33 protein-coding genes and 1 tRNA gene are annotated in these 20,993 nt (G+C 65.2%); all 34 read right to left on the reverse strand.

Annotation, left to right across the window (positions count from 1 at the left end):
• On the reverse strand, positions 1-342 hold the full coding sequence (locus QMG61_RS05265; protein ID WP_283493286.1) for a hypothetical protein: 342 nt from the start codon (positions 340-342) through the stop codon (positions 1-3).
• 8 nt (positions 343-350) lie between these two features.
• On the reverse strand, positions 351-770 hold the full coding sequence (locus tag QMG61_RS05270; protein ID WP_283493287.1) for a head-tail connector protein: 420 nt from the start codon (positions 768-770) through the stop codon (positions 351-353).
• 2 nt (positions 771-772) lie between these two features.
• Positions 773-1,072, reverse strand: coding sequence for a hypothetical protein (locus QMG61_RS05275; protein ID WP_283493288.1), 300 nt, complete (start codon positions 1,070-1,072; stop codon positions 773-775).
• 31 nt (positions 1,073-1,103) lie between these two features.
• Positions 1,104-1,176 (reverse strand) — tRNA-Met (locus QMG61_RS05280).
• 51 nt (positions 1,177-1,227) lie between these two features.
• On the reverse strand, positions 1,228-2,421 hold the full coding sequence (locus QMG61_RS05285) for an SU10 major capsid protein (RefSeq protein WP_283493289.1): 1,194 nt from the start codon (positions 2,419-2,421) through the stop codon (positions 1,228-1,230).
• Between the two features lie 9 nt (positions 2,422-2,430).
• Positions 2,431-3,168: a hypothetical protein gene (locus tag QMG61_RS05290; RefSeq protein WP_283493290.1), complete on the reverse strand. Its 738-nt coding sequence runs from the start codon at positions 3,166-3,168 to the stop codon at positions 2,431-2,433.
• A 110-nt stretch (positions 3,169-3,278) separates the two neighbouring features.
• On the reverse strand, positions 3,279-4,544 hold the full coding sequence (locus QMG61_RS05295) for a phage minor capsid protein (protein ID WP_283493291.1): 1,266 nt from the start codon (positions 4,542-4,544) through the stop codon (positions 3,279-3,281).
• Between the two features lie 9 nt (positions 4,545-4,553).
• Complete coding sequence (locus QMG61_RS05300; RefSeq protein ID WP_283493292.1) at positions 4,554-6,164, reverse strand: phage portal protein; 1,611 nt, start codon at positions 6,162-6,164, stop codon at positions 4,554-4,556.
• A 21-nt stretch (positions 6,165-6,185) separates the two neighbouring features.
• A complete protein-coding gene (locus QMG61_RS05305) occupies positions 6,186-7,475 on the reverse strand; it encodes a PBSX family phage terminase large subunit (protein WP_283493293.1) in 1,290 nt (429 codons plus the stop codon).
• A gap of 28 nt (positions 7,476-7,503) precedes the next feature.
• Positions 7,504-7,992, reverse strand: a complete 489-nt coding sequence (locus tag QMG61_RS05310) for a helix-turn-helix domain-containing protein (protein WP_283493294.1) — start codon at positions 7,990-7,992, stop codon at positions 7,504-7,506.
• A 144-nt stretch (positions 7,993-8,136) separates the two neighbouring features.
• The gene (locus QMG61_RS05315; protein WP_283493295.1) at positions 8,137-8,298 is read right to left on the reverse strand and encodes a hypothetical protein; all 162 of its coding nucleotides are present in this window, start codon (positions 8,296-8,298) and stop codon (positions 8,137-8,139) included.
• 581 nt (positions 8,299-8,879) lie between these two features.
• Positions 8,880-9,104 (reverse strand): hypothetical protein, encoded by a 225-nt coding sequence (locus tag QMG61_RS05320; RefSeq protein ID WP_283493296.1) that lies wholly within the window; start codon positions 9,102-9,104, stop codon positions 8,880-8,882.
• The gene (locus QMG61_RS05325; protein WP_283493297.1) at positions 9,085-9,663 is read right to left on the reverse strand and encodes a hypothetical protein; all 579 of its coding nucleotides are present in this window, start codon (positions 9,661-9,663) and stop codon (positions 9,085-9,087) included. Before QMG61_RS05325 ends, QMG61_RS05320 begins: the two co-directional genes overlap by 20 nt.
• Positions 9,664-10,073: 410 nt before the next feature.
• Complete coding sequence (locus tag QMG61_RS05330) at positions 10,074-10,322, reverse strand: hypothetical protein (RefSeq protein WP_283493298.1); 249 nt, start codon at positions 10,320-10,322, stop codon at positions 10,074-10,076.
• Positions 10,319-10,684, reverse strand: a complete 366-nt coding sequence (locus QMG61_RS05335; protein WP_283493299.1) for a hypothetical protein — start codon at positions 10,682-10,684, stop codon at positions 10,319-10,321. The genes QMG61_RS05330 and QMG61_RS05335 overlap by 4 nt, the downstream gene beginning before the upstream one ends.
• A complete protein-coding gene (locus QMG61_RS05340; protein ID WP_283493300.1) occupies positions 10,677-10,997 on the reverse strand; it encodes a hypothetical protein in 321 nt (106 codons plus the stop codon). Before QMG61_RS05340 ends, QMG61_RS05335 begins: the two co-directional genes overlap by 8 nt.
• Before the next feature lie 267 nt (positions 10,998-11,264).
• Positions 11,265-11,651, reverse strand: coding sequence for a DUF4326 domain-containing protein (locus QMG61_RS05345; RefSeq protein WP_283493301.1), 387 nt, complete (start codon positions 11,649-11,651; stop codon positions 11,265-11,267).
• Positions 11,651-12,112, reverse strand: coding sequence for a single-stranded DNA-binding protein (locus QMG61_RS05350; protein WP_283493302.1), 462 nt, complete (start codon positions 12,110-12,112; stop codon positions 11,651-11,653). Before QMG61_RS05350 ends, QMG61_RS05345 begins: the two co-directional genes overlap by 1 nt.
• Before the next feature lie 336 nt (positions 12,113-12,448).
• Positions 12,449-13,645, reverse strand: a complete 1,197-nt coding sequence (locus QMG61_RS05355; protein WP_283493303.1) for an AAA family ATPase — start codon at positions 13,643-13,645, stop codon at positions 12,449-12,451.
• On the reverse strand, positions 13,627-14,307 hold the full coding sequence (locus QMG61_RS05360) for a helix-turn-helix domain-containing protein (RefSeq protein WP_283493304.1): 681 nt from the start codon (positions 14,305-14,307) through the stop codon (positions 13,627-13,629). The genes QMG61_RS05355 and QMG61_RS05360 overlap by 19 nt, the downstream gene beginning before the upstream one ends.
• A complete protein-coding gene (locus QMG61_RS05365; RefSeq protein ID WP_283493305.1) occupies positions 14,304-14,447 on the reverse strand; it encodes a hypothetical protein in 144 nt (47 codons plus the stop codon). Before QMG61_RS05365 ends, QMG61_RS05360 begins: the two co-directional genes overlap by 4 nt.
• Positions 14,447-14,641, reverse strand: coding sequence for a hypothetical protein (locus tag QMG61_RS05370; protein ID WP_283493306.1), 195 nt, complete (start codon positions 14,639-14,641; stop codon positions 14,447-14,449). Before QMG61_RS05370 ends, QMG61_RS05365 begins: the two co-directional genes overlap by 1 nt.
• Positions 14,638-15,075, reverse strand: coding sequence for an HNH endonuclease (locus QMG61_RS05375; protein ID WP_283493307.1), 438 nt, complete (start codon positions 15,073-15,075; stop codon positions 14,638-14,640). Before QMG61_RS05375 ends, QMG61_RS05370 begins: the two co-directional genes overlap by 4 nt.
• Before the next feature lie 424 nt (positions 15,076-15,499).
• Positions 15,500-15,907 (reverse strand): RusA family crossover junction endodeoxyribonuclease, encoded by a 408-nt coding sequence (locus tag QMG61_RS05380; RefSeq protein ID WP_283493308.1) that lies wholly within the window; start codon positions 15,905-15,907, stop codon positions 15,500-15,502.
• Positions 15,908-15,991: 84 nt separating this feature from the next.
• The gene (locus QMG61_RS05385; protein ID WP_283493309.1) at positions 15,992-16,438 is read right to left on the reverse strand and encodes a hypothetical protein; all 447 of its coding nucleotides are present in this window, start codon (positions 16,436-16,438) and stop codon (positions 15,992-15,994) included.
• Positions 16,431-17,351, reverse strand: coding sequence for a hypothetical protein (locus QMG61_RS05390; RefSeq protein WP_283493310.1), 921 nt, complete (start codon positions 17,349-17,351; stop codon positions 16,431-16,433). Before QMG61_RS05390 ends, QMG61_RS05385 begins: the two co-directional genes overlap by 8 nt.
• Positions 17,351-17,959 (reverse strand): hypothetical protein, encoded by a 609-nt coding sequence (locus QMG61_RS05395; RefSeq protein WP_283493311.1) that lies wholly within the window; start codon positions 17,957-17,959, stop codon positions 17,351-17,353. The genes QMG61_RS05390 and QMG61_RS05395 overlap by 1 nt, the downstream gene beginning before the upstream one ends.
• A complete protein-coding gene (locus QMG61_RS05400; RefSeq protein WP_283493312.1) occupies positions 17,956-18,117 on the reverse strand; it encodes a hypothetical protein in 162 nt (53 codons plus the stop codon). The genes QMG61_RS05395 and QMG61_RS05400 overlap by 4 nt, the downstream gene beginning before the upstream one ends.
• Positions 18,114-18,251 (reverse strand): hypothetical protein, encoded by a 138-nt coding sequence (locus QMG61_RS05405; RefSeq protein WP_283493313.1) that lies wholly within the window; start codon positions 18,249-18,251, stop codon positions 18,114-18,116. The genes QMG61_RS05400 and QMG61_RS05405 overlap by 4 nt, the downstream gene beginning before the upstream one ends.
• Positions 18,248-19,507 carry an AAA family ATPase gene (locus tag QMG61_RS05410; protein ID WP_283493314.1) on the reverse strand — a complete coding sequence of 420 codons (1,260 nt, stop codon included), beginning with the start codon at positions 19,505-19,507 and terminating at the stop codon, positions 18,248-18,250. The genes QMG61_RS05405 and QMG61_RS05410 overlap by 4 nt, the downstream gene beginning before the upstream one ends.
• Positions 19,504-19,695, reverse strand: a complete 192-nt coding sequence (locus QMG61_RS05415) for a hypothetical protein (RefSeq protein WP_283493315.1) — start codon at positions 19,693-19,695, stop codon at positions 19,504-19,506. Before QMG61_RS05415 ends, QMG61_RS05410 begins: the two co-directional genes overlap by 4 nt.
• On the reverse strand, positions 19,692-20,024 hold the full coding sequence (locus tag QMG61_RS05420) for a hypothetical protein (protein ID WP_283493316.1): 333 nt from the start codon (positions 20,022-20,024) through the stop codon (positions 19,692-19,694). The genes QMG61_RS05415 and QMG61_RS05420 overlap by 4 nt, the downstream gene beginning before the upstream one ends.
• A gap of 20 nt (positions 20,025-20,044) precedes the next feature.
• On the reverse strand, positions 20,045-20,218 hold the full coding sequence (locus QMG61_RS05425; protein ID WP_283493317.1) for a hypothetical protein: 174 nt from the start codon (positions 20,216-20,218) through the stop codon (positions 20,045-20,047).
• Positions 20,219-20,306: 88 nt separating this feature from the next.
• Positions 20,307-20,621 (reverse strand): hypothetical protein, encoded by a 315-nt coding sequence (locus QMG61_RS05430; RefSeq protein ID WP_283493318.1) that lies wholly within the window; start codon positions 20,619-20,621, stop codon positions 20,307-20,309.
• Positions 20,622-20,993: the final 372 nt, after the last annotated feature.

Raw genomic sequence — 20,993 nt, forward strand, 5'->3', positions numbered from 1 at the left:
CTACAGGTACAGCTCCACGTGACTCGGGGTCCCGGCGTATTCGAAGTAGGCGCTGTCAATGACTTCCGCCTGGTGTTCGCGCGGGGTGCCCTTCCACACGGTGACGAGGGAAGCGGGCAGCACGTCATCGGTCAGCAGGAGCACGACGAACGCCGTCGACGTGACCTCTTGCCCCACGGTCGGTGACGATGACCGCCGGTCGACGACGAGGCGTGATTTCGCTTCCACGTACGCGGGCCGGGCAAGGTCAGGGGCGGCCCACGTTTGCCCCTCAGCGCCCTGCCCGGTGAGCCGGGTGATATCGATGCGGTGCGGCAGGTGTTTCGCTCTCAGGCGGGCCATGGTGCCTCCTACGTGTGCGAAACGATCGACGAAGTGAGGCCAGCGTTCGTGAGAATGTCGACGGCCCGCTCGCCGATGCGCTGGATGAGCTTGTCGCGGGGGGATGCGGCTGTCTGGTTGCTGCTCGTCGTGCCCAGGGAGACGGAGCCGATCTTCACCGCGCCTTGTGCTGCGGTGGCGCCGGTCGGGTCGTCCGTCTCTTCCCAGTACTCGACGATCGCGCAGGTGGCCTCTTTGAACGCGTCCGAGACGGGCAGGCTGGCAGGGTAGCCGTCGACGTCGACGTCGTAACGTGCCAGACGGGTGAGCTTCTCCACCTCGATGGACGCGGAGCGGAGCCGCTTGCCCAGCTTGGCGGTGTCGCCGATGAACGGGTCCTCAGCGAGGCTGGCGTAGTCGATGCTCGTGGCGTAGACGCGCTGGGCCATGTTCAGTCCTCCGTGGAGCCCGCGTCGAGGAAGGCACGTACGATCTGCGCCTTGGTCGCACCCTTGGGCACGTCGACACCTTCGATCTTCGCGAGGTCGCGCAGTTGCGCCACGGTCAGATCGAAGAATGGTGTCCCCTCAGCGGCAGGCTCTTCGACCTCGTACCCATGGAGACGGTAGGCGTCGAGGAGGTTCGGGTCGTCGGTCAGGTCGACCTCGGCGAACCCGTCATGGAAGACGACGCCGCCGATCCTGTCGGTGAACGTGCCGGGCTTCGGGTTGGGGTGCTTCACGCGGGCCATGGGGGCCTCCGATCAGATAGGGGCGGGGTTGTCGCTCTCGCAGGGGTCGAACCTGCGACATCACGGTTATGGGCCGTGCGCTCTGCCGACTGAGCTAGAGAGCGGGGGTGCCGGCCCCGAGACGGTGGAAGACGCCTCGGGGCCGGCGGGTAGTGCTAGGCGAACACGGGGAGGCCACGCAGCTGGGCGTGAGCCTTCTCGTTGCCGTACTCCAGGCCGATCTCGCCGTACAGCTGGGTGCGGTCAGCGGAGCCGACCTTCGCCAGGTCCTCCTCGAAGAAGTGGCCCTTGCCGGGGACCTCGAGGAAGAACGGGGCGAGCTGCTCCAGCGACACGATCGCGAGGGCGTCCTGGGGCAGCTGACGGTCGAGCATGATGTTCAGCGTGCCGAAGTCAGTCTCGATGGTCGTCAGGTTCACCCCGCCGACGTTGCGGGTGCCGCCCATGGGGTCGACCTTCGCGTAGGCGGCCGCGTAGGTCGCGGTCAGGTTGCGCTTCTGCGAGGAGTTGACCGCGATGGTCGCCGACACGACGTCGCCGAGTCCACCGTTGTCGTACGCCTTCTGGAACAGGGAGTTGTACGTGTCCAGCGTCGGCGCGGTGCTCGACACGGGGATGACCTTGACGCCGGTTGCGGTGCCGATGGTGATGGCAGCGCCGCCCACGGTCGCAGCGACCTTGAACGAGACGGTCGTGGCGACCGACTGCACGAAGTACACGCGGCCGATGACCACAGCGCCCGATGCGCCACGTCCGGTGAAGATCACCTTGTCGCCGACGCTCAGTGAGTGGGTGCCGGTGATGGTGTCCGTGGCCGCCGTCGCCAGGATCTCCGCGTTGCCGTAGATGACCCGGTTGGTGGAGATCGCCTGCAGTAGGCCGCGAGTCTTCCGAGCCTGCGTGTTGTCGCTCGGCTTGACGTACTCGCCATTCCAGAACGCGTGGTTCACGTCCTTGGCGATGGCCTTGATCTCGAGCATGACCTGGTGGTCGTGCTCGTTGGCGACGGGGTTGGTGCCGTCTGCGCCGGCGTTGGTGAGCAGGTTCGGGGTCGACTGCTTGGTGTAGCTGGTCTCGACCGCGGAGTGGTGGATCTCGGCGATGTTGCGCGCGAACGAACGCACACGACCCACACCGGAGGGTGCGTTCGCGCCCTCGAGCGCGGTGATCTGGTCGCTGTCGCGGAGATCCTCGAACTGCCACTCCTTCTCGACGGTCTTGACGGACACGCCGCCGGTAAGACCACCGATGGCGGAGAGCAGCGGGGTGGATTCGGGGGTGATCTGGAACAGTTCCCCGACGAAGTTGGGCTCGTTGTAGGTCGTTCCCTGACCGGTAATTCCTGGCATGGTTGCTCCTTATGAGCGTTTGGCGGCGGCGATGCGACGCTTGAGAGAGATGGATGTTCCGACATCCCCGGCCTTCTGAGCGGCTGCGAGCAGCTTTTCGAGGTCGAGGATCTGACCACCCGTGTGTTCTGAGCTGCCTGAGCTCGACGGGGTGGTCTTGAGCGCCGCGTTCGCCTGGATTGCGGCCGTGATTTTGGCCGTGATGGCCGCTTCATCTGTCGGATCAACCGACGCGATGGAAGTCTTGAAGTCGGCGTTCGCGAGCAGGAGCCGCGCGGAGCCGCCGAGACCGTGCGCGAGGACCGCGACGGCAGTGGAGAGGTTCGCCGCCTTGATGGCCGCCTGCCCCTGAGTGATGGTCGAGTCCCGGTCGGTGATCTGCGTGGACAGGTCGGTGACCTTCGCCTGCAGCTTGGCCGGGTCGGTCTCTTCCTGTGCGCCGAAACCGGCAGCGGCGCCGAGTGACTTGATGAAGTCCGCGAACTGGGTTTTGTTCGCTTCGGCGGCGGCCTTGGCCTCGTTGGCTGCGACACGGTTCGCGGCAGCCTCGGCACGGATGGAGGACACGTACGCGGCATCGAACACCTTGGGCTCTTCGCCGGTGCCGGCCGCTGCGGCTGCCGCCTGTGCTGCGGCGTCACCGCCCGCTCCCGTACCGTCGCCGGGCTCGTTGATGAACCGGATGCCCATGAGGTCGAGCTTCGACCGGCGAACCGGGCCGTACGTGTGCTGAGTGTTGATGTGCATGATGCTCCTTCGCGGCTCCTGGCCGCTGTAGGGGGGCGTTCGACCCTGCGTCGAACGAGTGACCACGCCGCGCCCGTGACAGGGCCGGACGCGACGTGGAGCGTGTGGGATTACCGGCCGACGATCGACAGGCTCGGGGGCCGCGGCGGGATGCCTGCAGGCTTCGGGGTGTAGCCGCCGTCCGCGAAGTGCAACTGTTCGCGGGCACTGTTGCGCTTGCGCCCGGTAGCTTCGAGGTGGTCGCGGAGGTCGGCTTGCTTGGCCCGGATCTTCGCCTTGGCGCGCTGTGCGGTCACGGGGTCACCCGCGGTGGCCAGCTTCCGCCTGGCCGCTCGGATGTCGACCTCGATCTCACGCTGACGCGTGCGACCCCATTCGGCCTTCGGGTCGTACTTGAAATCGGCTTGTGGGATCGAGAGGCCAGGTAGGTAAGCAACGCAGCGGCAGGCGTCATTGGGGTGTCCCCAGCCGGCGTTGCGCGCCCCGTCGAGGGTGCCCTCGATAGTCACTGTGACCTCGGCATCCTTGGTGGAGTGCGGGAGGACTACGGCGCCGGTGCTGCCATCCGTGGAGAGAATCTTCCCGATCCACGGTGCACACTTCGCACACGCCGCGTTGCTGCCGACGATGGTGACAAGGTTGACGCCCGACTGCTGCATCCGCCACACGCCAGCGTCGTTGAACGCCCGCGCTACTGAGGTGCGGCCGGCCATCTCCGCATACGTGCCGATGCGCCAGTTCCGGTCGGCCTTGTCCACGAACCCGGTGATGCCCTCGGAGAGGAACTGTTGCACCGCGCCGCGCTGGGCGAGGAGGCTCGTCTGTGTCCCGAGGAGCACGTTCGGCGACGTCATCGCCACGACCCGCTGGTATGCATCCTGCGGGTAACGGGTGATGCGCTGATTGAGCACCTCGAGCCGGGACTGCAGCGACAGGGCCACCTGCGCGGTCGCCTGCGTCGATGTGCCCGTGAGCGTCGTCGTCTGCGGTAGCCTCCGCGCCATGCCCAACCGTGCAGCCGCTTCCGCCTCGCCCTGCTGGGATGCGACGCTGATCAAATCCTGTGCGAGCCCCTCGTCACGCAGCCGACCAGCGGTCTGCACGGCGAGGTACTGCAGATCCCGGAGCGCCTGCGCACGATGCCCGGCCAGATCCGCGAGAGCACGGTTCCGGTCGAGCGCATACCGCAACCCGGCGCGACGTTCCGCCGTGGCCCTGGCAAGCTTCGCCTGCAGTTCAAGGTCACGGTACGCACGGTCGGCGACCTCACGGATCAGCGAGTCCTCAGCGTTGGCATACCGTTCCGCCAACGTCCGACCCATATCGTCGATGAAGTCTACCGCGGGCACGTCCGGGTTGGGTACGAACAGCGCCACGGTGACCTCCTAGCTGGTGATGAGCGTCGGATCCGCGGCCGGGCCCATACCGTTCTCCGCCATGATCAGTGCGACCTCCTCGTCGACCTCCTCGTCATCCCAGTCGCGGTGCGCATCCTTCACCCGCTGACGGGTAGAGATAGCGCGGGCGATGTCGAGTAGGCCGATGGTGCGGGCGATCTTCTCCGGGTCGATCTGCGACACCGCCGCGAACTCAATGTCTGGCAGCTCGTCGTAGAACTTCCCGCCCATGGCCGGGAACACGACACCGTCGATGGCGAGAGCGACCTGCGCGAGCCGGGCGAGTGCCGGCTTCACGTACAGGGCCTTCTTGTCGCGGGTCAGCTCCGAGTCGGAGAAGTCCGCGACGACCTCGGTGGCCGTCTTCCCGCCGCTCTCCGCCTTCAGGCCGAGGTGCTGGGGGGACAGGCCGCACTTGTTCGCGATCTCCCGCTTGATGGCGTCGATCGCGGCGAGGTGTTCGGTGACCCGGATCTCGAACTGCGAGATGGTGATCTGCGAGCCCAACGAATCCGACGACGAGCCGAGCGCGTTGATGCCCGAGTACACCTGCCGGCCACCGTCGAAGGTGCCGCCCGTACCGGGTGCGCCTGCCTCCAGGTACGACTCGGGGACGGTGAGACGCCCGGCGCCGTTGTCGATGTCGCGGAGCAGCGACGACCACACCTGGTCGATGTTGTCGAAGCGTTCCTCGTTGCCCGCGAAGTCCGACCGGCCGAGGTTGGCCAGCACGCCCAGTTTCCGCCAGTCCGTCTGGGGCAGTTCGTTCGGGAAGTACACGACCGCGAGCTCGTCAACACCAGTGGCGACGACGACGCTCTCGTTCCACAGTGCGGGGAACTCCAGCGCCATGGTCATCTCAGCGTCCGTGCGGAGCCGGTTGTAGTGTGCGGTCTCCGTGAGAGTGTTCATCGGCACGACCTCGCCGAGGATCTTCGTGCCGCCCTTGTGCAGGGTGAACGAGACCAGGCCGCGGTCGTGGCGCTCGAGCAGGCGGAAGATGTCGCGCCCATGCTCGTACTCGGTCCACAGGGTGACACCGGTGAGGATGCCGTCCTGAAACTCGGGGATCGCGCAGTCGGACGCGTACGCCCGGATGCGCACGTGCTGGCGCAGGGCGGCGTTCCAGGTGACGGCGAGGTACGCGCCGCCGAGAGCCGAGGAGTACTCGCCCGACTTCAGCAGTTCCGCGTGAGTCTCATCGGAGCCCATGATCACGTCGAGGCGAGCCTGCCCCGGGTGGACCCACTTCTGACCCTCGATGGTGGGCGCGTCGGCCGGCTTCCCGTAACGGATCTTCGGGGCCTCAGCGAACAGCAGCGCAGCAGACACCCGGGCGAGCACGGCGGGCATACCGAAGTGCGCTTTCCGGCGCGCCTCGCCCTCGACGAGGGGCTGACCGATCCACATCTTCGAGAGGCTGCCGACCACACCGCCGCGGTACGGTTTCCCGTTGTGCAGGTGGGTGGCCGACTGTGCGCCCGTGCCGGAGTAGATCTTCTGCAGCGTCTCCATGTCGCCGCTCCACCAGGCGTCATGCTCGGAGAAACGGACGGCGGCGAGATCGAAGGGGGTCGGTGGCCAGACGGCATCAGCCATGGTGGCCTCGATTCTGTGGGGTTAGGCGGCGAGCTTGATGTGCGGTCGCCAGATGTTCTCGGTGGTGACGAGTGCGTACCGTGCGGCGTCGCAGGCGTGGTCGGCGACCTTCATCGGCTTGTCCTTGCCGAGCAGGGTCTCTTTCGGATCCCAGGAGTAGCCGGGCATCTCCCGGATCAGGTTCTTGCACCGGTCGGAGACGATGAGGCGCTTGTCGGCGACGAGGGAGGCCATCGTGCGGATGCCGTAGAGCACCTCGTTGTCGGCCTGGGTGGTCATCACGCCCTGCTGTGCGAGTTCCGTGCGCAGCGGGGCGGCTGACGGGTCGAGGATGATGTACCGCGGCTTCATGGGGTAGCTGTTCGGCGGCAGGTGGTTGACGTCCAGCCACGCCTTGAGCTCGCGGGACTGTTCAGACGGGGGGAGTTGGCGTTGCTCCACCTTCGAGTCGAAGTAGTACTCGTCGATGAGGAACAGGCGCGGCGCCGGCCGGTTGTACGCGTCGACCTCGTTGGAGATGCCGAGCAGGAGGGCGGCGGTGGGGTTGGTGACGCCGTAGTCCATGCCGACGGCGATCAGTTCGCGCATCGGCGGCAGGTCGCCCCACGGCATCACAAAGCCGAGGGCAGGGTCAGGGTCGAAGGTCTCGAAGATCGCACCCTCAGCGGCCACCCACTCGCCGAGGACGTTCCGGCGATAGTAGAGCCCGGTGTTCTCGCGGCGAATGCCGGCCTTGCGCGACTCGGACAGCATCGGGTTGTCGTCGAGGAGGAACTTCCATGCCCGCCAGTCAGGCAGGCACTGGGGATGGTCAGCGGCGACCCGATCGAGGAAGTTGACCTTGAACCAGTGACCGGGGGAGTCAGGGTTCGTGGTGCCGAAGAGTTGCGCGCCCTCCCACAGCCGGTTGAGTAGCTGGGTGAAGAAGTCCTCACGGAGCAGGGTCAACTCGTCCACGTACGCACCGGCACAGGTGAGGCCACGCAGCACGTTCTCTGAGCGGACGTCCGAGGAGCCGAGCACCCACACGCGGCGGCCCAGGATCATCCCGTACGCACTGCCGGAGGTGTAGCTGACGTGCTTAGCCACCTCGCCGAACAGGTTCGGGTCCATCAGTGGGGCGAACACGTTGCGGGCGGCCGAGTCGCGGGTGCGCGACACGACGATCAGTTCACCGCTCACCTTCGACGTCGACACGTAGATCAGGAACCGCAGCAGCGACGCGATGGTCTTGCCCGACCGGACACTGCCCTCCCAGATGTTGACGCGCTGAGTGGACTCACGGATCGAGAGGATCTGTTTCGGCGACATCGGATCAGCCACAGCGACCCCGATTCGTCTAGACGGTTGGAACGTCCGCCAGACCCAACATCTGACCGAGGTCAGCCAGCATCGAACGGGCACCGGACTCGCCAGCATCCGAGTCGACCAGCTCGAGGCGAGTGGCCTTGTCGGTGTAGATGCCCAGCGCCGCGGCCAGGTTCTTCTCATCGCCGGCGGGCGGGTCCTCATCGCTGACGAGATCACTCCCGAACTGCGTCGGAACACGATACGTGAACGTGTCAGCCTCAAGCCGGGTGAGGACCTTCTGCGAACGCAGATACATCCGGTCGATGATGTCGGCCCGGATGAGCGCACGGTCGATCCGATGAGCGGCGACCGCCTCGACGGTCTTCGCACGGTCAAAGCTGACACCCTCACGCTTCGCCCAACGACTGATCGTCGAGGGAGAGAAGCCAAGCTCGCGGGCAATGGCGTTGCAGGACTTCCCCGCGTCGAACAGTTCGCGTGCGCGCGTGCCTTGGTCGAATGTTCCGCTTCGTGCCATGTGTCTTCACCTCATTGGCGCCGCCTGGACGCTCTGGGAGTGAGGCTCAGGCCTCGGGGATTGTGGGGGCTTCCTCGGCGTGGTGTTCGAGGTCGTACTGGGTGTTGTAGGACTCTGCGGTCTCTGCGTCCCGTTGGGCGTGGGTCATGCGCGCGCTTCTGCTTTGCCTTCGCGGCGTTCGCGCTTGTGGGTGCGCCGCTTGGTCTTCTTCACGATGCCTGCACGGCTGAGGCAGCAGAGCGACCGTCGCCAGTAGCGGGAGTAGGCGTCTTGCTCGTCCCCGTTGACTCGCGCACGCTTCGTCATTTGGCCTCCGCTTGGTACAGAGTTGGGCGACTTCCGCGTGTTTCCGGTCGTCGAGCCGATCGGGCGTGGTCTAACCCCGTGTTTCTGGAGACTTTGTAGCAACCTCGGGGTGTTCCGGCAGCGCGCAGGATGACCAGCCCGGAACAGATAACGGGGCCTTCAGGGGTCCTTCGCCGTGCAATGAGCGGCGTTGACGCCTGCCGGAAAGGGGTGCCACTCGCCCAGGTGTGCACGTATGCGACGCTCCTGACGCCATCGTGGGAGCTACGCACGGTGACGGCGGCCGGGTCGACCTTGATGCTTCGGTGTCGGCGAGTGGCGGTCTGGGGGACCATTTCCGCCGCTTGACGAAAATGGTCGTGTGGTGCTAGCGGATGTCGGAGGATTCGAACCCCTCACGGCTACAAACCGTGCCCTGGTATTCGACACCAGTGCCCCGCCATCGGGACTTCGCCATCCATTGGATCGTTAACGCAGAAGTGGGCCGCCACTGTGAAGTGACGGCCCTCTCTCGCTCATAAAAATAGGCACTCACCGTGGGGGACGGTTCATGCCTTATGCATAGCATAGTGGATGGAGGGTCAGTCTGTCTGCCTATTCAGCCAGCGTGTTTTGACCCTCGGGTTTTCGGTGAGCGTGCGTCGCAATCGGGCGTACAGGGCGTCGGCGGCGATGAGCTTACCGTCCAGGCTGCGGCGCGTTTCGAGGCCTTCCCGCATCCACGTCTTGATGGTTGACCGGCTCATGCGGGTGTCGGTGATCGCCTCGGTGAGGGTGAGCCATTCCCTACCCGAAGAGTCGTGCACTCGTCTTCGCCACCTTCTCCGGCTCTTCGATCCACTTGCACCGGTCGCACATGATCGAATACTCCGGGTTGAGGGTGTCGGGCAGCTTGGCGAATACGTCGTGAGCGCCGCACACCGGGCACTCGCGCTTGTCTGCCTGCCGAATGGGCCGCGGTTCGACCCCGTACATGGCGCAGAGCGTGTGCACGCCGCGCGCGTCCTCATGTCCGTAGATCAGGTCGTCGTGGAATGCGACGGCCCCGCGGCTCCCGGCGATCTCGTCGAGGCGATCCGTCAGCCACCCGGTCATCCTCGCGGCCAGGTCGTGCGCGGCTTCCACCGTCACGGGCTTGGACCCTTGCACCTCCCGGCCATTCGCCCAGGTGGGGAATGTCGGCGCCCGTACGTCGAACTCTTCGGCGAACACTTCCGTCCACCCGATGAGCTTGGCGAACAGTGCGTCGGAGGCGTCGAGGGGTCCGAGGTTGAGCGGGGCCGGCGAACCATCCCCGCCACCGGACACCCGAACCGAGTATTCAGCGGCCCCAAGGCTGAACAGTTGCGCCCGCATGTTTGCCATGAGGTCGGGCACGAGCTTGAGCGCCCCTGTGAGCCGGTAGAAGCAGGAATTGCACAGGTGCCCGTGTTTCGCGGGTTTGGGCCGTGGTGCCTCATCCTCGGACGCGGGAGCCCATGTGCAGCCTCTCGCGCAGGGTGTCTCTACTGCGGCTGGTTCTCTCATCACGCTTCCTCCGCCCCGGCGCAGTTATCGAGCGCGTCAACATCGGTGCAGTGCTCGCAGTAGCTCTCGTCACAGACCTTGCACCTCGGCCCGTTGTGATAGCCAACCTCTAGCTGCCAGTCATCCCGCCGACCGTCTGCATCAACGACCCACACGTGCTTACTCATCACGCCATTCCTCTCGTGCAGCCGTTTCGATCCTGATTTTGCACGCGGTACACGTGCACGGGGTTGGGGGTAGGTCGGGGGTCACGAGTCCACCCCTGACCCTGAATCGGTGGTGATCGTTGCGACTTGCGCCCCGATGCCGAGTTCGAACGCCCAGAGAAAGATCGGGCCGTCCGAGGTGAGCGAGAACGCCATCGCTCGGTTCTGCACTCCTCGGTAGTACCCGTACTGGTACTGCCCGCGCTTGACCTCTCGCCACCGAAGCAACGCGCCGGGGGTGATTTCCCCGCCGTCTGCGCGGGACTTCCAAACCAATGCAGCGCGGCTCATAGGTCGCCCTCCTTCGTCGTTGTCGGTTCCGGGTTGCCGCCACACGGCCAGCAGCCGACCACGGGGCAGCCACAGGTGCAGCCGCCGTCGTCGTGGTCGTGCCCGGCCGTTGCGCGGTACTCAGCGGCCATGTCGCTCATCTCGCGGTGCACATCCGCGTAAACCTCATCGACGTTGGCCGTGCCGGGTCGCTCATTGCCGGTCCACGGGTCAAGGTTCCAGTTCAGCGGGGGCATCATCTTGTCCCGCGCCTCTTCCAGTACGTTCGCTTGTATATCAGCCACCCACCGGTCGAACTCCTCCACGGGCTGACCGGTGACACCGGGGAATGCTCGGCGCATGGAACGGGTGTAGTCACTCATGGGGTGCCTCCGGTTCGGTGGTGGTCGTGAGCGTCATCTGGTCGAGCCGGACGATGACGGGTTTGCGGCTCAGGTGGTAGGCCACCAGGTAGGCGGTGAAAATCTGCGCGCCGTCCGGGACCCAAATACCCTCGTCGTTCTCCATGGACGTGTACCGACGCTTGCCGACGATGACCCCCTCGGAGATGAGGTTCTTCGTGACCGCGTTGCCGTTGGCCCACTGGTACCCCTCGAACCCCGGCAGGGGGCGGTCTTCGTAGAAGACCCCCTCCCATGGCTGCTTGGTCTTCTCCACGGTTCCGGTGAATGTCACGCGGTCACCCAGCTTCGGTCCAATTGGAGCCTCGCCGTTCGTCATCACTTGCTCTCTTTCGGTTCATTCGGGCACTTGATTGCGCTCTTGCCGTACGGGGTCCAGCAGGTGGAGCAACGGTGCTCCACCTCATCCCGGCCACCACCAGGCAGCCATGCGGAACGGGGGGCGGGGGAAACGGATCTTGCAGGGGAAGCCATGGTGGCCTTTCGTCTGTGTGGAGTTGTCAAAGCGGGGGCGACGGATGCCGCCCCCGCGGGTGGTGAATCAGGTGTTCGCTATTTCGAGCAGCACGTCGGCGTGGCATGGCTGGCTCATGTGGCAGTCGCACGCGAGGTCCTTGCCGCGCAACTCCGACTGAATCTCTGCGATTGTCGGCCGCCCCTCGAATGGCACGCCGAGCATGTTGGGGTAGCAGGCGAGACGCATCTGTACCAAGTCGCCGTCCCGGTTACGGTTGAGGCGCGTTTCCTTGGTGAGCCATTCGCGGTACTCGTCAGCGAACATCTCGCGGGTCATCGTCGCCTGCCCGTCCTCGCCACCCCTGACTCGCTTGGCGAATGGGTTGCCCCATTTGGTGCGGCGTGAAACCTTGACAGTGTTCGGCGGGAGCTTCCATCCCGCACCACGGCTATGCCAGATGCGCTTCGGCATCAGAATGGGCTCTCTTGGCCCCACGCGTCCGCGCCTTGTGCGCCCGTCTGAGCCGTTGCGGCCCAAGGTTCGTCCACTGATGCCTGCGCGCCGCCCTGTCGCGTCTGCGTCGATCCTCCGGCCCCGCGTGACGGCTTCCTGACGATTACCGAGATCGTCGGGAACGTGATCACCGTGTTCGTGTACGTTTTGCCGTCCTTCTCGCGCGTCTGGATCTCGATGTTCCCCGTGACCGTCACCAGTTGGCCCTTGTGGACCTCCTGCGCGACCGCCTGCCCATGCTCATCCCAGAACTCAGCCTGATACCAAACGGTGTCGCCGTTATCGACGTACCCGCCGTTGCCATCTTTCTTCTGGGGGGTGACCGGGAGCGTCACCGATGTGATCGTGTGTCCGGTGACAGTGCGCGTCTCCGGGTCCTTCGCGACGAACGCCTCGATTGTGATGGTGGCTCTTGCCATGGCTACTTGCTCTCTTTCGTTTGTGGGTGTCGGTTGCGGTCATGGTCACGCATGACCCGTACCGCCTCGTTCTGGGTGAGGCTGGAAAACTGGAAGTTGGGACACTCAGCGCACCGGATCGCGAACTTGCCATCCCTCGGGGATGCTGTGGCGGTCATGCTGCTCTCGCTTTCGTCTCGGTTTCCTGCGCCCGAATGAGCAACAGGTGTTTCGCTGTCTCGTTGTCGTACTCGCGAGCCGCAATGGTTCGCTCGGCTGGCATGAACCGTTCGCGCCGCACCCTTCCCCGCCGCACTGCACGGGCCAGGAACTCGGCCATCTCCAAATCCGCGTCCATCACAGCCCCCAGCCCACAGGCACCCACGGGAACTCCGCACGGTCACGGTCGCCCCGGCGCATCTGCTCCGGCCAGTCACGCTGTTCACGCTGCCCGCGCCACGGTACGAAGTCGTACATTCCGACCTCCTCGCCGGCACGGATGCCGAACCCGAACTCAGGCCAGCCCATGAGCGACGACGAACCGCGAGGACGCACCGAGCGTGAGCCCGACGAGTCACTTGCATGGCCGGCGTGCGCCTCGATGATCAGCGCCACACCACGGTCCCGGATGCTGTCCAGCGCGGCGATGACCGGGGCCACCTCCTCGTCAGAGTTCAACTTCACGGCGATGCGGTACAGCGGGCCAATGAAAACCACGTCAGGTTTCGTCTTGTCGATCAGCCGGTGAATCTGACCCTGAGTGCGCGGGTCAAGAATGTTCACCCGGCCGCTGATAGCCATCTCCACATTCGGTACGGGGTCACACGCGCCTTGGAGTCGCGCCTGGTGAACCATCCACCCGGCGTTGCGCTTCCACTGCTGTTTCGTGTTCTCCGCGTCAATCACCAGGCTGCGCACCGGCTCGATCTTCTCGAACGTGAACGGGTGTAACCCCGCAGCCGGCAGAAGTAGCAACTGGCGGGCCATGGTCGACTTCCCTAACCCTTCATGCCCGGTGAGGATCAGACGATCCTTGTGCTCCATCAGGTTTGGTATCACCCAATCGAACGTCTCCTCAGCGGCCAGGATCTCGCCCAGGTTCACCGACTCCATCTCACTCGACGCCGCGCCGCGCTGCTGCACACGAGTCACCACGTCACTGATGACCTTCTCCGGGTCGTTGCCGGGGTCACTCAGTGCTTCGACACCCTGCCCCAACACTTCCCGTGCGAACCGGGCCGCTGATGATCGAGCTACCGACCGGGCGTACTCGGCCGCGTAGATGAAGACACCCTGTGCCGCATCAGACCAAATCCACGGGTCGGCGGCGCCGATGCCCAGAACCCCCCACTCCGAGAAATAGTCGGGAGCTGTTGTCGTCGCCACCATGCGACCCTGCGCCAAATAGGTTCCGATACCATCCCAGACCGCGCCGAGGCGAGGATCTTGGAAGTCGCGACCGGTTACCAGCTTCGACGCCGCCCAGAACATATTATTGTCGCCGAGGACCGAGCCGAGGAGTGCATGCTCTGAGTTCACATTCGGAGCGCCCAATCTGAACCGCCCCCTTTCGCCTCAGGCTTGCGCCACTTGACTACGTTCCCCAGCCACACCCTGAACGCTGCATCCCAGTCCGCCTGGCGCCGATCGTTTGCCGCAGCATGAGCCCTGAACTGACCCACCTCGTGCTTGAGGTCGATCGTGTTGGCCGTGGCGAATGTGATGTTGGCCTCGGACGGCGACCATGATGCGGCGAGAGCCGATGTGGATGCTTTCCGCTTCGACACCTTCGCGACTACTGGTGGTTCTACTGGTGATTCATCTGGTGTTTCTACTGCCCCCCCAGAGAGTCCGTTAGGGATGGACTGAGAGTCCGTTAGGGATGGACTGAGAGCCTTGAAGGCTCTCTGCCTTGTAGGCTCTCTGTCCGTTAGGGTTTCAGGCATCCCAACGTCGAGATTCAGCCGGTAACGATCGCTCGTTCTGTAGCCGAAATTGCCGTGCCGCTGCTCCCTCGTGAGGAGCCCCATCGTGTCGAGGCTGTTGATCGCCCGGCTCACGGTTTTCTCCGAGAACCCAGTCATAATCGCGAGTCGCTTCTGACCCGGATAGCACGTGTTCGCCTCGTCGGCCATGTCAGCCAGGGCGACGAGCACGAACTTCGCGGGACCGATCAGTGGCAGATCGTAGGCCCAATGTGTTGCGCGGTAGCTCATGTCTTTCCTCCTTCCTCTTCGTTGAAGTCGCCGCGCTCAATCGCTGTCGCGAGCCCGGTGAGGACCGCGTAGACGAGCAGTTGCGGGTGATCTGCTTTCTCCTTGATGTGCGCGAGTAGACGCGCCCGGTCGAGGGCCATCAGGAACCCGACCCGTGCTTGGGGCAGTAGTCCACCCAGACCCGGAACATGTCCGATGAGGTGGTGAACGAGTACCAGCCCTTGGCCTTGGCTCGCTTCCGCGCCACACCGGACGCCTCGCCAAGTTCGCCGAGGAATCGGGCATTGCACGGCTTCGTGTCGCAGGTGATGACAGGACGCTTCCAGAGGCTCAAAACGCCGCCTCCGTCATGTCTTGCACCAGCCCCATGCGCACGAGCCGGTCAGCCTCGGTGATCTCCGTGATGCCGCCGGCGTCGTCGTAGAGCACCCAGCCGAGGCGGAGCACACCATGTTCGGTGCGGATCCAGCGGCGGGCCGGCCACTCCGCGGGGATCGCGAAGCTCGGCACCGTCCACCCCTCCGCCATCCCTTCGGCGGGATGCTGTGTGATGTAGCCGTGACAGCCGGTCGTCCCTGTCCCTCCGAGGATCTGAAGGTTCGAGACGATCGTGTGCCCACCTTGCGACCGGTTCTTGCGGTGGTCACGGTTTGACGGCCCGCAGCCTCGGCGGCAGCGCTGGCACGTGTCGTTGTCGCGCAGCGTGGCGAGCTCGTAGGCGTCCGTCTCGTCTGCCTTCGACGGCTTCGGAGTCTTCGGCCGGATCATGCGCTCACCGTGTAGCCACGGCCTCGGCAGGTCGAGCAGAAAGCAGCCCCGCGATAGCAGCCGACAGCACGGCACGTTCCGCCGCACCTGTACCCGGTTCCCTTGCACTTAGCGCAGGCCTCGCCACGGCCGCTGCCTTCGCATCCGGCGCACTTCGCGCCACCGGCCAGGACGCGCTTCATCTCCCGGTAGGTGCGCGGCGCTCGGAAGTCAGTCGCCGTGTCCATCTCGAGATGCAGAAGCGCGACGAGGTTGTCCCACTCGGGCAGCAGGCGATCCCAGAAGATCGACCGACCAGACATGCGAGATCGAAGTTGCTCCGTGCTCAGGCGACCCGCGCAGTAGGTGATGCATCGGCGCAGGTCGCTCGGGTCCCACGGATGATCGGTCCCGCTGCCAGCGATCGCTTGAGCTGACAGGCCGATCATGCTGCCAACCGTTCGATGTGCATCTCCAGGTATGCAACGTGCCCGGCCTTCTTGTCGAGCCATACGATCGTCGGCATGAGGGTGTCCATGTAGGCGGGGGCGTCGTCGATGACCACACCGGCATCCACGAGCCCGTCGGCGAGCGGCTTGAACGTCGCGCACACGTTGATCGCGTCACGGCGGCGCCGGTCGACGACGAACCAGGTGAGAGTGACCCGGCATTTACCGAGGGCTGTGAGCCGGGCGGCGGCTAGCGCGGATGCGGCCCGGATCTCCTTGATGAGCTTCCGCTTCTTGAAGCGGTCGAAGTTGTCATTCATCGACAAGGGCGGTCTGGGCCAGTCGAAGTGGAGGGTGGTTTCGAAGGGAATGAAGCCGCCCTCAACGCCTGTCGTTTCGTTCATGATGCCTCCCGGCGGTGGTACGCCGAAGGCCGCCCGATCGTGTTGCTACGGGCGGCCTTTGGCGATGTGCTTGATGAGTGAGGGTCAGCGCCCGCCGCCGGTGTTGTAGGCGGCAGTCACGGACTTGTTGATGTTGAGCATCGAGTAGATGCGCGTGCGGAGACCACGCTCGGTGTCCTCCGCGTAGTGGTACTCGGCTTTCGTGTTGTGCCACGTTTCAAGTTCCGGCTGCGCGTCCACCTCGGCCCTTGCCCTGGCGAATGAAACCGGGTGACCGGTGCGGCCGTAGAACGCCATCTGCGAGTTCTTCCGAGCTGAATAGGCCCGCTCTGCCGCGTACCGACGCTCGTTGATCTCGAGCATCACCTCGGGCAGCTCTTCCAGCAGCGCGTTCGCTTCCCGGATGAAGAACTCCATCTCGACGGGGTTCGTCGGTGCGGAATTCCGGAGCCGGTCAGCCTTGGCCGCGAACTCCGACTTGACGACCTCGGCGCCGACCTCACCCGTGTCCGGATCCGTGAACTCAACCATTCGTGCTCGCCTGCGATTCGAACTCGGCGGCGGTCTCGCGCTCGTAGCGCTGCAGCTCCGTCTCCTCGTCCTCGGGCTCGGCTGCCGCGGCCTCAGTGGGTGCCGCGGGCTCGTCGTCGGGGACAATCTCGGCGTCGATCACGTTGTCATCCGGGGCGGGCTCGGCGGCAGGCTCGGCGGCGGCTTCCCCGGCGCGGCCCAGTTCGCCCGCCCTGGCGAGAAACAGTGCCCGGTTGGCCGTGTACTCGTCGGCGGCTTGAGCCCGGTCTCTGAGCGCCTTGAGGTCGTCGGTCGTGGTGACGGCGCCGACCAGTGCGGCCCAGTCCTCGGAAGGTTCGATTGCCTCCGATGTGGCGACCATCTCGCCCGACTCGTTGACGAGCGCGCCCATCTCCTCCGGGGTGTACTTCACTCCCATCAGGCAATCTTCGGCGCCCTCACGGGCAACTTCGGAGATGGCCCGCGCCTTGCACATGGCTTCCGGATATTTGACCCAGTTGTCTTTGTGCGCGAGCTTGGCGCGGGTGGCCCGCTCCATGGTCCAGATGGCCTCGTAGGTGAAGTCGGGGTCGTCGGCACGGGTGAGTGTCACGACGGCCTCGAAGTCCCCGGCCTTGATGCTGCCGCGGGTCGTGACGCGTAGCTTGTGGCCAGCCTTGCGGATCACACCAGACATGAGGCCAGGGGAGATCGCGGGCTTGCCCTCGATGATGTCGATGCCACTGAGCGCCGCGATCGGATGGATGCCGAGCATGGCGCCGGTCTCGAAGACCAAGAGCACCTTGCCGGGGTTGGGCTTGCCGGCGGTCCAGAGCCCCTTCGGGATCAGGTCGCCCGCCGACGAGAGCGTCTGCACGTAGCGCATCTTCTCGTCGAGGCCCGCGGCCTCGTACTGGGTGATTTCCTTGCTCATCACATACCTCTTTCAAATTCGAGCGCGTCGGTGAGGCGCGCGGATAGTTCAATGGCGATCGGCAGTAGGTCGGCGAGGACCTGGTCGACGTCGGCGGGGTAGATGCGCAGGCTCTTGGGAACCTCCGTGCGCATCTCGCCGTTGACGATCTCGGCCCAGATGAAGTCGGTGTAGAGGACTTCGGGGCCGATGCAGAACTGCTGGAAGGCGACCTGCCGGAGTTCACCAGGCGTCGGGCCGTAGACGATCTTGTTGTGCTTCGCTTTGACCTCTGCGAGCACGATGCCCTCAGGGGTGACGAGCAACCCGTCCGGGGTCGCGGCGAGCCCGTGGTGAGCCTCTGAGCGAATCAGGAGAGTGTTCTGGGGGATGCCCGCCCAGGCGAGCATGATCGGCTCCCAGAGGTTCCCTGATTCCGTGTACGCGTTGCCCTGGAACGTGGACGGCCGGAGCTTGGCCGCGAGGTAGGCCTCGATCGACGAGGCCTTGACCAACTTGGCCGCGTCGCTGGCACCGACGATCGGCTCGCGGGCGACCAGCCACGCCTCCCGGTCCTTCGAGTCGCCGAGGATCCGGTCGGTGTACGGGAGGGTGAGGAGCGCGGTCACGACCGACCCTGCACTGCCCGGGTGTTCTCGTCGAGGGCGTCCGCGTTGGCGAGTAGCGCGTACGTCTGCGCCTTCGACAGGTGCTCGGCCTTCAGCGTGGAGTTGCTGATCTCTTCGGCTTCTCTGAGGTGGTGCATGGCGAGGTCGGTGAAGTTCATGCGCGCATTCCTTCGGTCTTGATCAGCGTGGTGTTGACGACGGTTTCCCAGTCGATGCCGAGGGCGGCACCGTCCTTGTCCCGTGCGATCGGCGACGGGGCGACGTACGGGTGAGGCTTCGGGGCGGCGCTCATGCGGACACCGCCGGGATCTGAACGCTGAACCCGACCGACTCGGCGTCGCCCGTGATGCGCTCCATGACCACGAAGTAGCCGCGCTCACCGGCCAGCTTCCGGACGGCCGCAAGGCTCACCTCGTCGAGGTCGTTGCCGGACTTCATCACGACGATCTTCAGTGCGGGATTACCGCTCGTCGCCAGGTCGAACGCGATCGAGTCCTGACGGGCCGTGTTGAGTTGCTTGAACGGCACCCCGTCGAAGAGGATCGAGTCGTCACCGAGGCTCAGACCTGCAGGGAAGTCGGCGGCGGCGAGGCCGTCAGCCTTCGTCTTGTCAATGTCGGCCATGCTCGCGTTCAGCGCGGCCTCCTCGGTGGTGCGGTCGGCGAGCTCGGCGGCGAGTGCGGCCCGGGCGGCCTGTGCGCGCACCTTGCCGTTGACGGTGTCGATGTTGGCGAGCTGCTCGGTGACGGCATCCGGCGACTTGCGCTCGGCGGCTGCCAGTTCCTGGTCGGCGGCCTTCTCGGCGGCGACGGCCAGCTTGTGGTCGGCGCGCGCCTTGTCGAGCGCGGCGGCGAGTTCGCGGCCCTGCTCTTCGACAAGGCGCCGTGCGACTGCGGCGTCGGCCGCGACGCTGAACAGTCCATCGACGTGCGCATTGTGCTCGCGGATCTGGTCAAGCTCGGCGACGAGCCCCGCGGCGCTGACCTCCTCGGTGGGCACAGTCGCGTCGGCCGGCGCCGCACCGGCGAGCTGCGCGGCCAGGCGCTTCACCTCCCGCGTCTTGTCCGTGCGGGAGTCGAAGAATCCCTTTCGCTTGGCGTCAATCTCGGCGAGGTCGAACGGGAGCGTCACCTTCGACAGCAGCATCTGGCGCTGTTCCTTGTCTGACAGCTTCACGAAGTCGTTCGGGTCGAACAGCACCCCGCCCGTGATGTCGGCCACGAACTCTTTGCCGCTGGGGTACTTGGCCCCGTCGAGGGCGTAGGCACTGAGCACGCCGGGCCCGTCCTTCGGGTACTCGCGGACGATCCGCCCATCGGTGAGCAGGATCTCCACCTTCGCGCGGTCGGCCTTGTTGTTCACCGGGTTCGGGATCAGCCGTGTGCCCTGCGGGTCAAAGCACTCCTCGAGCGCGTGGATGAAGCTGGACTTGCCGGAACCGTTCGGCCCGGCGATGATCTGCAGGCTGCCCGTGGGGAACAGTTCGATCGTCCCCTCGATGCCCATGAAGTCGGTCACGGTGATCTTGGTGATGGTTTGGTCGGTCATGAGTGGTCCGTTTCTTCAAAATGTTCAAGGTGGTGGACGCCCGCGGCGCAGCCGAGGACGGTGAAGCTGAGGAGCATGCCGAGGAGGGTCAGCCCGTCCGTGGCTGGTGGGCGGGTGAACTGGATGACGATGACGAGGACCGCGGCGACGAATGCGGCCAAGGCGATCAGGCGGAGGCGGCGGATCATGCGAGGATCGCCTCAGCGAGGTCGAGCGCGGGGCCTCGGGGGACCTCGCCGCGTTCCATGCTGCGCTTGGCCGAGTTGAGGGCATGGCCGAGAATGACCAACTGCACGTCGACGGTGCGGTGCAAGGTGACGATCAGGTCGGCGTCTTCGCGAATAGACCCACCGGACGTGATCTCCTCCACGTGGTGTCCGAAGAATTCGAACTCTCTGAGCAGCCTGCACTCGCCCGTTTCGGGGATCTCCTCCACGGCCCACGGCCCCGGCGTGCTCTTGGCTTTCATTTCTTCGAGCCGTTCAATGGCGGCTTCGATCTTCTCTACTGCGTTCATTGACGCCCGATCCGAATAGGTCAACACAACTTCTCCTCGTGGAACTCGTCACAATCGGGGCACGTCCACCCGAAGGTGCCGTGGCTGATCTCGGGGTCGAAAATGCCGTACGTGATGCCGAGGAAAGTGCAGCCGTCGATGTCGCAGGTGACGACCTCCTCAATGTGAAAGGCGTCTTGGCCACTGCTGCTCATGCGCGCACCCCAGAGAGGACGGCGACGAGCGCCCACGCGATAATGAACGCGGTACAGAAGACAGACGCCCACATGACGTGTTGCCACTTCACGAGGACACCGCCACAGCAAGGGCTTCGAGGGCTACCACGATGACGAGCAGGGCGAGCGCGACCCATGCAGGCCAGACGCGCGGACGATGCCACACCGACGACACAGGGACCGGGGCGGGGATAGACGTCGTGATCAGGGGGACCTCGACCGTGTACGTGCGGCTGCGGGCGACAGCGGCGGCGACAGCCTCGCGGGCCCAGGGTCGGTTTTCCATCAGGTCGAGGCGGGAAATCTCCGGGTCGGACCATGCCAGCCGGGGGCCGTCGATGGCTTCGGCGTGCGGGTCAAAGTTCGTGGGTGTGATGCTCATGAGCAGGGCTCCGATTCGTTGTCGGTTTCGTGCGAGATGTTGTGGACCGCGAGGACCGCGGCGGTAGCGGCGGCAAGATTCGCGGCCGGGTTCGGGCTGACGACGCGGAACGATGAGCGGCGGGGGCTCACAGTGACTCCCCATGCGTGCAGGGGGCCGTCATCATGGCGGTGAACCTCGACCGTTCCTCATCGGTGAGTCCGCGGCAGACCCAACCGCCTCTGGCCTCTCTGGCGCGGCTCCGCGCATTGGGCGTGAACTTCTCCCACGCGTCAGCGGCGGATGCCGCGCAGATCGTTCCATCCATACGGACGGATACCATCGACCCGTCTGCGCATCCGCACGGGGCGAAGAGGATCCAGAACTTCGGGA

Origin of the sequence: Cryobacterium sp. PH31-AA6 (assembly GCF_030063195.1) — a bacterium.
GTDB lineage: Bacteria > Actinomycetota > Actinomycetes > Actinomycetales > Microbacteriaceae > Cryobacterium.